The organism is Arthrobacter silviterrae, from assembly GCF_011045165.1.
GTDB lineage: Bacteria > Actinomycetota > Actinomycetes > Actinomycetales > Micrococcaceae > Specibacter > Specibacter silviterrae.
This window is the reverse complement of record NZ_JAAKZI010000008.1, coordinates 16,411-31,873: the sequence shown is the minus strand read 5'-3', so window position 1 is coordinate 31,873 and position 15,463 is coordinate 16,411. Positions and strand designations below refer to the sequence as shown.

At 66.1% G+C, this 15,463-nt stretch carries 13 protein-coding genes; all 13 read left to right on the top strand.

The window, feature by feature from the left end:
* The first annotated feature begins 47 nt into the window (after positions 1-47).
* The 13 genes from murC (at position 48) to hisD (ending at position 15,371) form a co-directional block, all read left to right on the top strand.
* On the top strand, positions 48-1,445 hold the full coding sequence (gene murC, locus G6N77_RS06495) for a UDP-N-acetylmuramate--L-alanine ligase (protein WP_165181301.1): 1,398 nt from the start codon (positions 48-50) through the stop codon (positions 1,443-1,445).
* Entirely contained in the window at positions 1,438-2,622 is a 1,185-nt protein-coding gene (locus G6N77_RS06490; protein WP_165181216.1) for a cell division protein FtsQ/DivIB, read from the top strand. The genes murC and G6N77_RS06490 overlap by 8 nt, the downstream gene beginning before the upstream one ends.
* Positions 2,623-2,857: 235 nt before the next feature.
* Positions 2,858-4,033 (top strand): cell division protein FtsZ, encoded by a 1,176-nt coding sequence (ftsZ, locus tag G6N77_RS06485; protein ID WP_165181215.1) that lies wholly within the window; start codon positions 2,858-2,860, stop codon positions 4,031-4,033.
* Between the two features lie 45 nt (positions 4,034-4,078).
* Positions 4,079-4,879, top strand: a complete 801-nt coding sequence (locus G6N77_RS06480; RefSeq protein WP_165181300.1) for a purine nucleoside phosphorylase YfiH/LACC1 family protein — start codon at positions 4,079-4,081, stop codon at positions 4,877-4,879.
* A 50-nt stretch (positions 4,880-4,929) separates the two neighbouring features.
* Positions 4,930-5,688, top strand: coding sequence for a YggS family pyridoxal phosphate-dependent enzyme (locus G6N77_RS06475; protein ID WP_165181214.1), 759 nt, complete (start codon positions 4,930-4,932; stop codon positions 5,686-5,688).
* A 74-nt stretch (positions 5,689-5,762) separates the two neighbouring features.
* On the top strand, positions 5,763-6,290 hold the full coding sequence (locus G6N77_RS06470) for a cell division protein SepF (protein ID WP_165181213.1): 528 nt from the start codon (positions 5,763-5,765) through the stop codon (positions 6,288-6,290).
* A gap of 152 nt (positions 6,291-6,442) precedes the next feature.
* Positions 6,443-6,733 (top strand): YggT family protein, encoded by a 291-nt coding sequence (locus G6N77_RS06465; RefSeq protein ID WP_165181212.1) that lies wholly within the window; start codon positions 6,443-6,445, stop codon positions 6,731-6,733.
* A gap of 144 nt (positions 6,734-6,877) precedes the next feature.
* The gene (locus tag G6N77_RS06460; protein WP_165181211.1) at positions 6,878-7,561 is read left to right on the top strand and encodes a DivIVA domain-containing protein; all 684 of its coding nucleotides are present in this window, start codon (positions 6,878-6,880) and stop codon (positions 7,559-7,561) included.
* 123 nt (positions 7,562-7,684) lie between these two features.
* Positions 7,685-8,344: a signal peptidase II gene (gene lspA / locus G6N77_RS06455; protein ID WP_165181210.1), complete on the top strand. Its 660-nt coding sequence runs from the start codon at positions 7,685-7,687 to the stop codon at positions 8,342-8,344.
* Complete coding sequence (locus G6N77_RS06450; RefSeq protein ID WP_165181209.1) at positions 8,337-9,254, top strand: RluA family pseudouridine synthase; 918 nt, start codon at positions 8,337-8,339, stop codon at positions 9,252-9,254. Before lspA ends, G6N77_RS06450 begins: the two co-directional genes overlap by 8 nt.
* Before the next feature lie 700 nt (positions 9,255-9,954).
* Positions 9,955-13,464: a DNA polymerase III subunit alpha gene (gene dnaE, locus G6N77_RS06445; RefSeq protein ID WP_205678073.1), complete on the top strand. Its 3,510-nt coding sequence runs from the start codon at positions 9,955-9,957 to the stop codon at positions 13,462-13,464.
* A 3-nt stretch (positions 13,465-13,467) separates the two neighbouring features.
* On the top strand, positions 13,468-13,968 hold the full coding sequence (locus G6N77_RS06440) for a hypothetical protein (RefSeq protein ID WP_165181207.1): 501 nt from the start codon (positions 13,468-13,470) through the stop codon (positions 13,966-13,968).
* Between the two features lie 35 nt (positions 13,969-14,003).
* A complete protein-coding gene (gene hisD, locus G6N77_RS06435) occupies positions 14,004-15,371 on the top strand; it encodes a histidinol dehydrogenase (protein WP_165181299.1) in 1,368 nt (455 codons plus the stop codon).
* Positions 15,372-15,463 lie beyond the last annotated feature (92 nt).

Sequence of the window (15,463 nt, the reverse complement as noted above, 5' to 3'; positions counted from 1 at the left end):
ATGAGGCCCCCACCCTGGCTGAACTGGGCAGGGTGCACTTCATCGGCATGGGCGGGGCCGGAATGTCCGCCATTGCCCGCATCATGCTGGGCAGGGGCGTGCCCGTCAGCGGTTCGGACGCCAAGGATTCGGCCGGGCTCGCCGCGCTGGCCGCGCTCGGCGCCTCCGTCCATGTGGGGCACCATGCCGCCACTGTGGCCGGCGCGGACACCGTGGTGGTCTCCACCGCCATCCGCGAGGCCAACCCTGAACTGGCCGCGGCCAGGGCAGCCGGCCTGCGCGTGCTCCACCGGTCCCAGGCGCTGGCGGCTGCCATGGCCCAGGACACCGTGGTGGCTGTTGCCGGCACCCACGGCAAAACCACCACCACCTCCATGATCACCGTGATGCTCCGCGGCGCCGGGGTGGACGCCTCCTTCGCCGTGGGCGGGACGGTGCAGGGCCTGGGCGTCAACGCGGCGCACGGCAGCGCCCCGGTGTTCGTGGCCGAAGCGGACGAATCGGATGCCTCCTTCCTGAATTACCGGCCGCGGATTGCCGTGGTCACCAACATGGAAGCCGACCACCTCGACCACTACGGCACCCCCGAGGCCGTGTTCGCCGCCTTTGATTCCTTTGTGGCCCTGCTGCCGGCGGACGGGCTGCTGGTTGCCTGCGCCGACGACGCCGGTTCGGCCGCTCTGGCTGCCCGGGCCGCGGCTGCCGGAAAGCGCACCCTGAGCTACGGTTTCAGCGATGCGGCGGAGCTGCGCATAGTGGCTGGCTCGGGGGAGGGGCTGGCCACGGACACCACGCTGCTCCTGCCGCCCGCCGGCACCGCCTCCCGCAGCGTGCCCCTTCACCTGCAGGTGCCGGGGGACCACAACATCCGCAATGCCGCTGCCGCCGTGGCCGTGGCGCTGGAGTTGGGTGTTGACGTTGATGCTGCGCTGGCCGCCCTGGCCACGTTCAGCGGTGCCGCCCGCCGATTCGAATCAAAGGGGGAGGGGCGCGGGGTGCGGGTGTTTGACGACTACGCACACCACCCCACGGAGGTCACCGCGGCCCTCAAGGCCGCCCGCACCGTGGCTGCCGGACACAAGGTCCACGTGCTGTTCCAGCCGCACCTGTTTTCCCGGACCCGGGAATTCGCCGCCGAGTTTGCCCAGGCCCTGGACCTGGCGGACACCGTGGCCGTGCTGGACATCTACCCCGCCCGCGAAGACCCCATTCCCGGGGTGGACAGCACGCTGATCACCCGCCGCCTTGCCGCGCCCCGCAGCTACTGGCCGGACCCTGCGGCAGCCGTGGCGGCGCTGGCTGCTGCCGCTGCCCCCGGGGACCTGATCCTGACGGTGGGCGCGGGCGACGTCACGGCCTATGGCCCGGCACTGGTGGCGGCCCTGCAGGCCGGCCCCGCTTCGGCTCCCGGGACCTCACCCGCTAACGGCGGGCAGCATGGCTGAGCCGCGCCGCCCCCGCATCATCCGCACCCGGCCCGCCACAGGGCCCGACGGCGGCGCTCCCACGGGTGCCGGTCCGGGGCCGGATTCAGGTCCCGGGCCCAACGGCGGCGACGCTGCCGCGGCTACGCGTTCCGCCGCCACGGCGGGCGGCAACACGCAGGCGGCCAGGCCTACCAGCAGCAAGGTGACTGTCACGCCGCTGGAGCCTGATGCACCTGTCAAAACGGCATCTCCCAAATCCGCGACGGCCAAAACCGCACCTGCCAAAACCGCGACGGCCAAAACCGCGCCGGCGAAGGCGCCCGGACGCCCCGTGGTGGATTTGACTGCGCGCGCGAAACGCCCCGCCAAGGACGCCGGCCCGGTCCCCGACGTCCAGCCTGGAAAAGGCGGGAAGAAGAAATCCGGCACATCGACTGGCCGCGGCGCCGGCGCGACAGTCCTGGCCTTTCCCACGCCCGCCCACAAGAAGCGCCGTCGGCGTGCCTGGATTGCCTTTTCTGCCGTTGCGGCCGTCCTGGCCATCGTCATGGTGGTGGCGTTGTTTTCGCCGGTCCTGGCCGTTCGGACCATCCACATTGACGGGCGCAAGCTGGTGGCGGAGAAGACGCTGCAAACAGCACTTGCCCCGCTGGTTGGTACGCCCCTGCCCCAGGTGACGCAGCAGGACGTGGACAGGCTGCTGGCGAAGGTGCCGCAGGTCAAGAGTTCGCGCATTGAGGCACAGCCCCCTTCGGCCCTGCTGGTCCAGGTGGTGGAAAGGGTCCCCGTGGCCCTGCTGAAGAACGGCAGCGGCTTCGTCATGGTGGACCAGGACGGCGTGGAACTTGGCACCGCCAAGGATGCCGCCTCGGCAGGCCTTCCGCTCATTGACGGGGGCCTGGCCGCCGTCTCGAAGGACACCTTCAGTGCCATGACCGCAGTCCTGGCAACCCTGCCGAAATCGGTGCTGGGCCGGCTGGCCAGCGCCACCGCAAAGTCTCCCGACGCCGTCGAACTTCAGATGGTGGACGGAAAGACCGTGGTGTGGGGGAATGCAGCGGACATGGAGCTGAAGGCGCAGGTCCTGCAAGCCCTCATCGACGCCCCGGCACCCACCGTGGATCCGGGAAAGCCGGCCCCGCCACCCGTCCAGGTGTACGACGTCAGCACGCCGCGCTATCCTGTGACACGCTAGAGGGGGTGCGAACCGGTGCCACCCCAAGGTTTTTTGGCCGGATTCGCACGACACGCGGGGGCGGTTATTGCATGCGGCACCGATGCACCATAGCGTCACTGACAAGAGTTGGTTGACATAACTATAACCTTCAAGTTGAAGGTTAAGCTACCAAGGTTCAAGTGCAGCTTGAACCGCGGTGGCCCCAGCAGCACCCATGGAACTTACAGCAAGAAACGAACAAGGGACACGTAACGTGGCAGCACCCCAGAATTACCTGGCCGTCATCAAGGTCGTCGGCATCGGCGGCGGCGGCGTAAATGCAGTGAACCGGATGATTGACGTGGGCCTGCGCGGCGTTGAATTCATTGCCATCAACACGGACGCCCAGGCGCTGCTGATGAGCGACGCGGACGTCAAGCTCGACGTCGGCCGCGAGCTGACCCGCGGCCTGGGGGCAGGCGCCAACCCCGACGTCGGCCGCCAGGCTGCGGAAGACCACCAGGAGGAGATCGAGGAGGTCCTGCGCGGGGCCGACATGGTCTTCGTAACGGCCGGCGAGGGCGGCGGCACCGGCACCGGCGGCGCGCCCGTCGTGGCCCGCATTGCGCGCACCCTTGGCGCGCTGACGATCGGTGTGGTCACGCGCCCCTTCACCTTTGAAGGCCGCCGGCGCGCCACGAGCGCCGACAACGGCATCGAGGCCCTGCGCGACGAGGTTGACACGCTCATCGTCATCCCGAACGACCGCCTCCTCTCCATCAGCGACCGCAACGTCTCGGTCCTTGACGCATTCCGTTCCGCCGACCAGGTGCTGCTCTCCGGCGTCCAGGGCATCACCGACCTCATCACCACCCCGGGCCTGATCAACCTTGACTTCGCCGACGTCAAGTCCGTCATGCAGGGTGCGGGCTCAGCCCTCATGGGCATCGGCTCCGCCCGCGGCGAGGACCGTGCCGTCAAGGCAGCCGAGCTCGCCATCGCCTCCCCGCTGCTGGAGGCTTCCATTGACGGCGCCCATGGCGTGCTGCTGTCCATCCAGGGCGGCTCCGACCTGGGCCTGTTCGAGATCAACGAAGCTGCCCGCCTGGTGCAGGAAGTGGCCCACCCGGAAGCCAACATCATCTTCGGCGCCGTCATCGACGACGCCCTGGGCGACGAGGCCCGCGTCACCGTCATTGCCGCCGGCTTCGACACCCCGGACAACCAGCTCTCGGCACCGGAGCAGGCGGCGGCCCCTGCCGCACCTCCCGTCCCGGCCGCCGTGCCGTCCTCCAGCGCCACGGTGACGAACCTGAACCAGTGGGGCCAGCAGCCTGCCAGCCACGTTCCCGCCGACGGCGGCTTTGACGTGGAACTGCCCGCCATCGTCGAGCCCGACCTGAGCGGCCACCACGCCGATGAGCTCGACGTGCCGGACTTCCTGAAGTAGTTCCCGCCCGTCCAGCCGTGAAAGGCCAGATTGTCCGTGCAGTCGATGCCGCCCGTGCAGCCCCCGCAGTCCCTTGCGTGGTTTGCCGAAGAAGCCATCCCCGGGGTGTGGGTGGGCTTCAGCGACACCACCGCGGGCAACCTGGCCTTTCACGTCGGGGACGATCCCCGGCGCGTGGCAGTGCACCGCGCCGCCGTTGACGCCGGGCTGACTGCGCTGGTGGGCTCGCCCGTGCCGCTGCACCTGCAGTACATGGACCAGGTCCACGGCGCCGCCGTCGCCGTCATAGGCGGCCCCGCGCCACTGCCGGCGTTCCCGCCCCGCGGCCCGACGGCGGACGGCCTGGTTTCGCTGTCGGCCAGCCTTGCCGTCATGGTCGCCGACTGTGTTCCTGTGGTGCTTGTTGGGACCACCTCCGGCGGGAAGCCCGTGGTGGGAGTCGCCCACGCCGGCCGCCCCGGTGTGGAAAAGGGCATCATCGCCGCTACCGTGTCCGCCCTCCGTGGCGCCGGGGCATTGGACCTGCGGGCCTGGATCGGCCCCAGCGTATGCGGCCGATGCTACGAGGTGCCTGAGGACATGCGTGCCGCAGTCTCGCTGGTTGAGCCGGCCGCGCACGCCACCACGTCGTGGGGGACGCCTGCACTGGACCTCCCCGCCGCCGTAGCGGCCCAGCTGGCGGCTGCCGGAGTGGCTGCCCGCAACGTGGGCGCATGCACCCTTGAGCACCACCAGTTCTACTCCCACCGACGGGCCGTCCGTGACGGGGAGGCCGAGGGCCGCTTCATCGGCTTTGCCGCCATGGCCGCACCCGCTTCTACAACCGGCACAGCACCACAGCCCTGAAGCTGCCGTCCGGCTCCCGCACCACCGATCCACCAGAAGGAACCCCAGCCATGACCACCTTGGATGCCCGCACCCGCCAACTCCAGGAAAGGTTGGCCGCGGTCGGTGAACGGATCCGGCTGGCCTCCGAAGCCGCCGGGCGTCCGGAAGCCCCGCCGGCCTTGATCGTGGTGACGAAGTTCCACCCGGCGGCGGACGTCCGCAGGCTGGTGGGGCTCGGCGTGGCGGACGTGGGGGAGAACCGGGACCAGGAAGCCGCAGCCAAGGCGGACCTCGTGGCCGAACCGGGCGTGCGCTGGCACTTCATTGGACAGCTCCAAAGCAACAAGGCCAAGTCAGTGGCCCGCTACGCCCATTCCGTCCACTCCATCGACAGGGCGCAGCTGGTCAAGGCCCTGGGCCGTGCCATGGATGCGCAGCAGGACCTGAACGGCCGGGCCGCCCTGGAATGCTTCATCCAGGTGGACCTCTCCCAAAGTGCGGGCGGCACCTCCGGGACCACAGCGGAAGGCGGGCCGGGCGCGCGGGGTGGGGCGGCGCCGTCGGACGTTGACCGGCTGGCCGAGCTGGTGGCTGCCACGGACGGGCTCAGGCTGGCCGGCGTCATGGCGGTGGCACCCCTGGGTGCCGACCCGGCACCGGCCTTTGGACTGCTAGCTGAAATTTCAGCCAGGGTGGTGGCCGCCCATCCCGGCGCGGGCGCCATTTCCGCCGGGATGAGCGGGGACCTGGAGCAGGCCGTGGCCGCAGGGGCGACACACCTGCGTGTCGGTTCCGATATACTCGGTGCCCGTCCCCGCGTGCTGTAGCGTTTTGGGTGTTGGCAACAACGTGCATGCCCGTAAATCCCACCCGCAGCAAGCAGACTGATGAGGAGCTAACCATGGCTGGCGCTCTGCGCAAGACAATGATCTACCTTGGGCTCGCCGACGGTGACGAGCACTACGACGCTGAGCAGGCACCGCCGGTCCACAAGGCGGCCAACGCTGCCGTGGAGTTTGAACGGGAGGCCGTTCCCGCGCCGGCCGCCGTGGCCGAAGCTGCCGCGCCCAAGGCCGGCGACGAAGAATACCGGGCCCCGGTAACCCCCATCAAGCGGGCCGCATCGAATCGGGAAGAGGCTGCAAGTTTGCGTCAGATCACCACTGTTCACCCACGCTCCTACAATGACGCGAAAATCATTGGCGAGAGCTTCCGTGACGGCATTCCGGTCATCATGAATGTCACGGACATGGGCGAGGCAGACGCCAAGAGGCTGGTGGACTTCTCCGCCGGGCTTGTCTTCGGCCTGCGCGGTTCCATCGAACGCGTCACCAACAAGGTTTTTCTGCTCTCGCCGTCCTATATTGAAGTGCTGGGCGACGACAAGAAGCTCTCGGACACCCAGGCCAGCTTCTTCAACCAGAGCTAGCTGCGGTCCGCCGGAACGAGTTGTCATTGCCCGGGCACTTTGTGCCCGGGCAATCCGTTATATAGGGTGTCAGTTAAAGCTCGGTGGAACCGAATATTCATTGGGCCGGTTGTTTTTGTTTCATCCTTCGACTAGGGAATGTGTCCGCGCGCGTGCCAATTGTTTTCGCTCTTCTCTACATCCTGCTTCTGCTCTACTTTCTGGCGTTATTGCTGCGAATGGTCTTTGACTGGATTCAGGTATTCGCCCGGGACTGGCGTCCGCGCGGCGCCGCACTGGTGGGCGCCTCAGTGATCTACCGGCTCACGGATCCGCCCCTGCGCAGGCTGCGCGCCATGATTCCGCCCCTGCGGATCGGCAACGTGGCCCTGGACATTGGCTTCCTGCTGCTGTTGGTGGTTGTGGGCATTGGGATGAGTGTCACAAGGAATTTGGCAATATAGTGCCGCGTCGTTAGTTTTCGCCGCTGAAAAGTTATATTGTAAAAGCGATAGAACCCAAGTGCAGATCGCTTGATTTGTATTCGGTACCGTAGTTGGGATGGCTCCGGCCCGCTCCCAACTCACTAAGACCAATGAGGTGACTAGATGGCGCTTACGCCAGAAGATGTTGTCAACAAGCGGTTCCAGCCGACCAAGTTCCGTGAAGGCTACGACCAGGACGAAGTGGACGACTTTCTTGACGAGATCGTCGTTGAACTGCGCCGGTTGCACCAGGAAAATGACGAGCTGCGCAAGAAACTTGCCGACAACACATCCAATGTCCAGGCTGCCCCCGCAGCTCCCGCACCGCTGCTTGAGAAGGTACCGGAAACGGCTGCTGAGCCCGTCAAGGAAGCTGTAGTCGAGGCCGCCCCGGCCAAGCCTGCTGCCCCGGTTGCTCCCGTGGTCGAGGCTGCCCCGGCTGCCGCTGCTGCACCTGCTGCTGCTGCCGCGACTGGCGTGGAATCCGCTGCCGGCGTCCTGGCCATGGCGCAGAAGCTGCACGACGAATACGTCAATGCCGGTGTGGAACAGCGCGACAAGATCATTGCCGAGGCCCAGATCGAGGCCAGCTCCTTGGTCAACGACGCCCAGGAGAAGAGCCGCAAGACTCTCGGTGCCCTGGAGCAGCAGCGTTCGGTGCTCGAGCGCAAGGTTGAGCAGCTGCGCGGCTTTGAGCGCGACTACCGTTCGCGCCTGAAGACGTACATCGAAGGCCAGCTCCGCGACCTCGATGCCCGCGGCTCCGTGGCTGCGCCGGACTTCGCCGACGGCGGATCCGAGTCCTAGGACGCATCCAGTCCTGGCTCCCAGGATTCGGGGCGGCGGTGTGGGGATACCCGCACCGCCGCCCTTTGCCCGTTAACGCCCTACTATTGATATGTCCTGCAGGCCCGACGTAATGAAAGAACCATGAGCGAGAACTCCCAGCAGCACCCTTCCAGCGGCCCTGAAGACGCAACCGACCAGGTCGCGGCGGGGCGGCCACCTCTCCGCTGGGGCTTCCTGTGGACCTGGCTGGGCTTTGCCGCCCTGGCCTATGTTTGCGACCAGCTGACCAAGCTGTGGGTCACCTCGACCATGGTGGAGGGCCAAACCACCCCTGTCATCCCCGGCGTGCTGCAGTGGTATTTCATCAAGAACTCAGGGGCCGCCTTTTCCATCGGCGAGGGCTTCACCTGGTTCTTCACCCTCATCATGGCCGCAGTCGCCGTGTTCATCGTGGTTCTGGCCCGTCGCATCGGTTCGGCGTGGTGGGCCATCGGCCTGGGTCTGTTGCTTGGCGGGGCCTTGGGCAACCTGACAGACCGACTGTTCCGTCCGCCGTCGTTTGGCATGGGCCACGTGGTCGACTTCATTTCCTTCCCGCACTTTGCCATTTTCAACATGGCGGACATGGGTGTGGTGGGGGGAGTCATCACCATTTGCCTGCTGACCTTGATCGGTGTGCCGCTGGGCGGACGTGCGGCTGTGGCAGCGGCCAAGGCCAAGGCCGCAGCGGATGCCGCGGATGCCGCCAAAGCCGAGGAGGCCGGCCCCGAGATGGAACGGGGGGAGTCTTCTGATGACTGAGACGTTTACCGTGCCCGAGGAAGCTGCCGGAATGCGCATTGACGCGGCGCTGGCACAGCTGTTGGGCATCTCCCGGTCGGCGGCCGCCCTGCTGTGCTCGGAAGGAAATGTGCGCCAGGACGGCGCGGTCGTTGGCAAGTCGGAGAAGTTCCGTGCAGGCGCCAGTGTCCAGGTGACCATTCCGGAACGGCCGGACCCGTTGGCCGTAGTGGTGGAGCCGGTGGATGGATTGAACATCCTGTTGGACGACGACGACTTTGTGGTCGTCGACAAGCCTGTTGGCGTGGCTGCGCACCCCTCGCCGGGCTGGGTGGGACCCACAGTGGTGGGCGGACTTGCCGCGGCGGGTTTCCGGATTTCCACCTCCGGCGCGCAGGAACGCGTGGGCATTGTCCACCGGCTCGACGTCGGCACCTCGGGTGCCATGGTGGTTGCCAAGACGGAACATGCGTACACGGTCCTCAAGCAGGCATTCCGGGACCGCACCGTGGAGAAGATTTACCATGCCGTGGTTCAGGGACTTCCCGATCCGCTGCAGGGCACCATTGACGCACCCATCGGCCGCCACCCCGGCTACGACTGGCGTTTCGCCGTCATCGAGGACGGGCGCCCGTCCGTCACGCACTATGAGGTGCTCGAGGCGTTCGGGAAGGCCTCGCTGCTGGAAATCCACCTTGAAACAGGGCGCACCCACCAGATCCGCGTGCACTTTTCCGCCTTGCGGCACCCGTGTGCAGGGGACCTGACCTACGGTGCGGACCCAAAGCTGGCTGCTGAACTGGGCTTGACGCGCCAGTGGCTGCATGCCCACAAGCTTGGCTTCACCCACCCTTCAACGGGGGAGCGGGTGGACGTGACCAGCCCGTATCCGCAGGACCTGGAATATGCCCTGAAGGCCCTGCGAGGCTAACCCTCCCGACCCCACTGACGCTCCATCACCTTTCGTGGCCTCCCGGTTGACGCTCCATCACCTTTCGCGGCCTCCGGGCTGACGCTCCATCACTTTCCGGGGATTTCCGGCCGGAGTGATTTATGTGGGGATCGGGTTTATCGGTTGCGGACTTTGCTGTGGGGCAAAACCCAATCCGAGTTCCGCCCCGGGTGCACCGGGGGCAGAACCCGGCTTGAGTTTTGCCCCAGCGGGAAGTGCCGCTGAGCGCAAGTGGGAGGCCCGGACACCCCGGCGGCCGGATGAGGGGCCAAGGGCACCGGCGAATGTTGGGCCCGCACCTCCCCGGGTGTTCACTCCGAACTCTCCGTGCTGCAGGACCGGAGGCAAAAGACGCCTCGGTTGGAACCGGGCGTCGAGAACCGCATTGTAGAAAGTGGTGCCGCGTCCCGGAAATATACGCAAGAAGTGGTGCGGCGTCGGGGATGATGCTGTCAGAAGTGGGGCGTAGCTGCCGAGGGATGCGGACATGTGTGTCTCGCTGCGACGGGGCGTTTTCGTGGAGGTGTCCGGAACGAGCGAGCGTTTCGCGGAGGTGCTGCGGGCCCGGCGCCACTGCCGTTTGCTCGGGCAAAGCCGGGCCTTTGGCACGTAGGATGGTGGGGTGGCTTCCTCATCAAATGACAGTTTTGTCCATCTTCACACTCACACCGAGTACTCCATGCTTGACGGCGCCGCACGCCTGACGGAACTCTTCGATGAGACCAACCGGCTGGGCATGCCGGCGCTGGCCACCACAGACCACGGCTATTTGTTCGGTGCCTTTGACTTCTGGAAAAAGGCCACCGATGCCGGGGTGAAGCCCATTATCGGCGTCGAAGCGTACGTCACGCCGGGCACCGCACGCACGGACAAGACCCGCGTGAAATGGCGCACAGATGAGAGCCAAAGGGGCGACGACGTTTCCGGCGGCGGTGCCTACACGCACATGACGCTGCTCAGCTACAACAACCAGGGCATGCGCAACTTGTTCCGGGCCTCCTCGCTGGCGTCCCTTGACTCGGTGTTCGGCAAGTATCCCCGCTTGGACCGTGAACTGCTCAACGAATACCACCATGGCCTCATTGCCACCACCGGCTGCCCCTCCGGCGAAGTCCAGACCAAGCTGCGCCTGGGGCAGTACAACGAGGCCAAGGCCGCTGCTGCCGAGTTCCAGGACATCTTCGGCGCGGAAAATTACTTCTGTGAGCTCATGGACCACGGCCTGGACATTGAGCGGCGGGTAACGAAGGACCTCCTGCGACTGGCCGATGAACTGAACATTCCTCTTGTCGCCACAAACGACCTCCATTACACGCATGAACACGACGCCAAGGCCCATGAGGCCCTGCTTGCCCTGCAGTCCGGCTCCACCCTGCTCGAACCCACCTACGACCAGGGCGGTTCCCGCTTCGCCTTCAATGGCAGCGGCTACTACCTGAAGTCGCCAGCGGAAATGCGAGCCCTGTTTTCCGAGCTTCCCGAAGCCTGCGACAACACGCTGCTGATCGCCGAGCGGTGCGAAGTTTCCTTCAACACCGACGCCAATTACATGCCGAAGTTCCCCTGCCCGCCTGGCGACGACGAGACGTCGTGGTTGGTGAAGGAAGTGGATGCCGGGCTGAAATACCGCTATCCGAAGGGCATTCCAGACGATGTGCGGGCGCGGGCGGACTACGAGCTGGAAGTCATCATCAAGATGGGCTTCCCCGGCTATTTCCTGGTGGTGGCCGACTTCATCAACTGGTCCAAGGACCACGGCATCCGCGTTGGCCCCGGCCGTGGCTCCGGTGCCGGCTCCATGGTGGCCTATGCCATGCGCATCACCGACCTGGACCCGCTGCAGCACGGGCTGATCTTTGAGCGGTTCCTCAACCCCGAGCGCGTGTCCATGCCTGACTTTGACGTGGACTTTGATGATAGGCGCCGGCACGAGGTCATCAAGTACGTGACCGAAAAGTACGGTGACGAGCGTGTGGCCATGATTGTCACCTACGGCAGCATCAAGTCCAAGCAGGCCCTGAAGGACTCCTCCAGGGTCCTGGGCTACCCGTTCAGCATGGGCGAACAGCTCACCAAGGCCCTGCCGCCCGCCGTCATGGCCAAGGACATCCCGCTGCACGACATCGAGGACCCCCAGTCCAAGCGCTACGGTGAGGCCGGGGACTTCCGCCAACTCCTGCAAACCGACCCGGAAGCTGCCAAGGTCTTTGAAACCGCCAAGGGCCTGGAAGGGCTCAAGCGCCAATGGGGCGTCCACGCAGCCGGCGTGATCATGAGCTCGGACCCGATCATCGACGTGGTGCCCATCATGCGGCGCTTCCAGGACGGGCAGGTCATCACACAGTTTGACTACCCGACGGCCGAGGGCCTGGGCCTGATCAAAATGGACTTTCTGGGGTTGCGAAACCTCACCATCATCACCGACGCCCTGGAGAACATCAAGGCCAACCAGGACTTTGAGCTGGACCTCGAACACCTGGCCCTTGACGACCACGAATCCTATGAGCTGATGGCGCGCGGGGACACCCTGGGCGTTTTCCAGCTCGACGGCGGCCCCATGCGCGGGCTGCTCAAGCTCATGCGCCCGGACAACTTTGAGGACATTTCCGCAGTCCTGGCCCTGTACCGGCCCGGGCCCATGGGTGCTGATTCCCACACGAACTATGCATTGCGAAAAAACGGCCTGCAACCCATCACGCCGATCCACCCGGAGCTGGAGGAGCCGCTTGCCGAGATCCTGGGCGGCACCTACGGGCTGATCGTGTACCAAGAGCAGGTGATGTCCATTGCCCAGAAGCTGGCGGGCTATTCGCTGGGCCGAGCCGACATCCTGCGCCGCGCCATGGGCAAGAAGAAAAAGTCCGAGCTGGACAAGCAGTATGCCGGCTTCCACCAGGGCATGCTCGACAACGGCTACTCCGATGCAGCCGTCACCACGCTCTGGGACATCCTGCTCCCGTTCTCCGACTATGCGTTCAACAAGGCGCATTCAGCCGCCTACGGCGTGGTCAGCTACTGGACGGCATACCTCAAGGCCCACTATCCGGCCGAATACATGGCCGCCCTGCTGACAAGTGTCGGCGACGACAAGGACAAGTCCGCCCTCTACCTCAACGAATGCCGGCACATGGGCATCACCGTGCTGGCCCCGGACGTCAACGAATCCTCGCTGAACTTCACCCCTGTCGGCAGGGACATCAGATTCGGCATGGGCGCCGTCCGCAACGTGGGCGCCAATGTGGTCAACGCACTGGTGGAGGCCCGGGCGGAAAAGGGCAGCTTTGAAAGCTTCTCAGACTTCCTGATGAAGGTGCCCGCCGTCGTCTGCAACAAGCGCACCATTGAGTCCCTCATCAAGTCCGGTGCCTTCGACTCCCTGGGCCACCCCCGCCGCGCCCTGGCCATGATCCATGAAGAGGCCATCGACTCGGTCATCACGCTCAAGCGCAATGAGGCCGTGGGCCAGTTTGACCTCTTTGCCGGGCTCGGCGGCGACGATGAGCCCGAGTCCGCCCTGGTCACGGACATCCCGGACCTGCCCGAGTGGGAGAAAAAGGACAAGCTCGCCTTTGAACGGGACATGCTGGGGCTGTACGTTTCGGACCACCCCCTGCAGGGCCTGGAGGGAATCCTGAGCCAAAATGCGGACATGTCCATCACCCAGGTGCTGGCCGACGACGGCCCGGCGGACGGCCACATCATCACCATTTCAGGCATGATCACCAGCCTGCAGCGCCGCATTGCCAAGAGCAGCGGCAATCCTTATGCCCGCTGCGAGGTGGAGGACCTGGGCGGCTCCGTGGAGGTCATGTTCTTCGGCCAGGTATATGGGCCCATCGCAACAATCCTGGCCGAGGACCTGATCGTGGTCATCAAGGGCCGGCTGCAAAAGCGCGACGACGGCGCCATCACACTCAATGCCATGGAACTTTCCGTCCCGGATCTGAGCGAGGGCATGGCCGGCCCCCTGGTCATCTCCATGCCCGAGCACAAGGCCACCGAACCCGTGCTGCTGGCCCTCAAGGACGTCCTCGGCAACCACCGCGGCAACACCGAGGTGAAAATGCACCTGAGCGGCCGCCGCACCATGAAGGTCATGAAGCTGCCGCTGCATCACCGGGTCAATCCGACTCCGGCACTTTTCGGCGACCTCAAGGTGTTGCTCGGCCCCACCTGCCTGGAGTCCTGAGCCGTGACGTTCATCGGTGGTGCCTGGCTGCGCTGGTTCGCCCTCTCCGCGCTGGCGGGTATCGGCCTGGGTGCCCTGTGGTGGCTGGCCGCCCCGGGCGGCGCCGTCTACGGCGACGTACGGGACTACAACACGTGGCTGGGCCGGGACCTGGTGCTGGGCGTGCTGGCCGTTGCCGGCGGGCTGGCCTCCGCCTGCCTCCTGGTCGGGGCGGGGCGGCGCCGCGGTGCCGTGTCCACGGCACACTTTGCCGCCGTCATTCTCGGCGCCCTCCTTGGCTCGGTGCTGGCATGGCGCACGGGCGTGTTTGCCGGTGACTTGTTCCACGTTCCGCCGGCCAACATGGCCAGCCCCAGCATGGTGTTCTCCCTGCGGGTGCCTTCCATCCTGCTGCTGTGGCCACTGGCCTGCGCGGCCACCGTGTTCGTGTGGACAACGGTGAACTACGCCATCGTCCCGAGCCCGCAGGAGGCCCGCGCCACAGCCGGTAAACTTGAGCTGTGAGCAACCCTGATTCTGCCGTGTCCACCACTTCCGCCATTCCCACTCCGGCCCCGGCCGGGCCTGCGCACTTCACCTTCGGGCGCACCGACCTCCGCGGGCTGAACCTTTCGCTGGCCGAACTCAAGCGGGCAGTTCCCCGCACCGCTGCCGAAACGCTCACCACGGCCGAGGACGCGGTGCGGGGCATCATTGCCGACGTCCAGGCGCGTGGCTTTGCCGCACTTTCAGAACTGGCCCAAAAGTTCGACGGCGTGGCCCAGGACCACCCCCGGGTCCCGGCCCCGGCGCTTGAGCAGGCGCTGGCACAGCTTGACCCCGCCGTGCGTGCCGCGCTGGAGGAATCAATCCGCCGCGCCAAGGCGTTTGCCGCCGCGCAGCGCCCGGCCAATGTGGACCTGCCGATTGCAGACGGCGCCGTGGTGTCCCAACACTGGATTCCCGTGCGCAGGGTGGGCCTGTACGTTCCCGGCGGGCTGGCGGCGTACCCGTCGTCGGTCATCATGAACGTGGTGCCCGCACTCGCCGCCGGGGTGGGCCAAGTGGCACTGGCTTCGCCACCGCAAAAGGAAAACGGCGGACTGCCGGACCTGACGGTGCTGGCCGCCGCGGCCCTGCTGGGCATTGACGAGGTGTACGCGATGGGCGGCGCGCAGGCGATTGCAGCCTTTGCCTACGGCATACCGGCAGAAACCTCCGCGACGGACAACGCCGGGTCCCTTGAGCCGGTTGACGTGGTCACGGGCCCCGGGAACATTTTCGTGGCCACCGCCAAGCGCCTGGTCAAGGGTGTGGTGGGCATTGACGCCGAGGCCGGAGCCACGGAGATCGCGGTGCTGGCGGACCACACCGCCAACCCGGTATTCGTCGCGGCGGACCTCATCAGCCAGGCCGAACACGATCCCAACGCCGCGTCGGTGCTGGTGACGACATCGCCGGAGCTGGCCGCCGCCGTCGAACGTGAACTGGCCGTCCAGGTTGCCGCGACAGCGCACCGCGAACGCGTCGAGGCGGCGCTGGCGGGCCCGCAGTCCGGCACGGTGCTGGTGAGCGACGTGGCGCAAGGAATTGCCGTGTGCAACGCCTACGCCGCCGAACATTTGGAGGTGGTCACGGAGGACGCTGCCGCCGTCGCCGCGCAAATCACCAACGCAGGGGCCATCTTTGTGGGCGACTACAGTCCCGTGAGCCTCGGTGACTACTGTGCGGGGTCCAACCACGTGCTTCCCACCAGCGGCACGGCCGCATTCTCCTCCGGGCTGAACGTGACCACGTTCCTGCGCGCCGTGCAGCTGATCAACTACGACAAAGCGGCCTTGTCCACGGTGGCCGGCCACGTGGTGACACTGTCGGCGGCGGAAGGGCTGCCGGCCCACGGTGACGCCGTGGCCATTCGTTTCCGCTGACACCACCCCTTGACGGGTGTGCATCCCGGTGGTACCTACATGATTGTCGTTTGGGAAAATGAACCCATAGACTGGTGAAAACCGCTGCTCGA

Coding starts and splice junctions, on each gene's coding strand:
- murC (WP_165181301.1), top strand. CDS start 48: ATGGGCGGGGCCGGAATGTCCGCCATTGCCCGCATCATGCTGGGCAGG.
- G6N77_RS06490 (WP_165181216.1), top strand. CDS start 1,438: ATGGCTGAGCCGCGCCGCCCCCGCATCATCCGCACCCGGCCCGCCACA.
- G6N77_RS06480 (WP_165181300.1), top strand. CDS start 4,079: ATGCCGCCCGTGCAGCCCCCGCAGTCCCTTGCGTGGTTTGCCGAAGAA.
- G6N77_RS06475 (WP_165181214.1), top strand. CDS start 4,930: ATGACCACCTTGGATGCCCGCACCCGCCAACTCCAGGAAAGGTTGGCC.
- G6N77_RS06470 (WP_165181213.1), top strand. CDS start 5,763: ATGGCTGGCGCTCTGCGCAAGACAATGATCTACCTTGGGCTCGCCGAC.
- G6N77_RS06460 (WP_165181211.1), top strand. CDS start 6,878: ATGGCGCTTACGCCAGAAGATGTTGTCAACAAGCGGTTCCAGCCGACC.
- lspA (WP_165181210.1), top strand. CDS start 7,685: ATGAGCGAGAACTCCCAGCAGCACCCTTCCAGCGGCCCTGAAGACGCA.
- G6N77_RS06450 (WP_165181209.1), top strand. CDS start 8,337: ATGACTGAGACGTTTACCGTGCCCGAGGAAGCTGCCGGAATGCGCATT.
- dnaE (WP_205678073.1), top strand. CDS start 9,955: ATGCTTGACGGCGCCGCACGCCTGACGGAACTCTTCGATGAGACCAAC.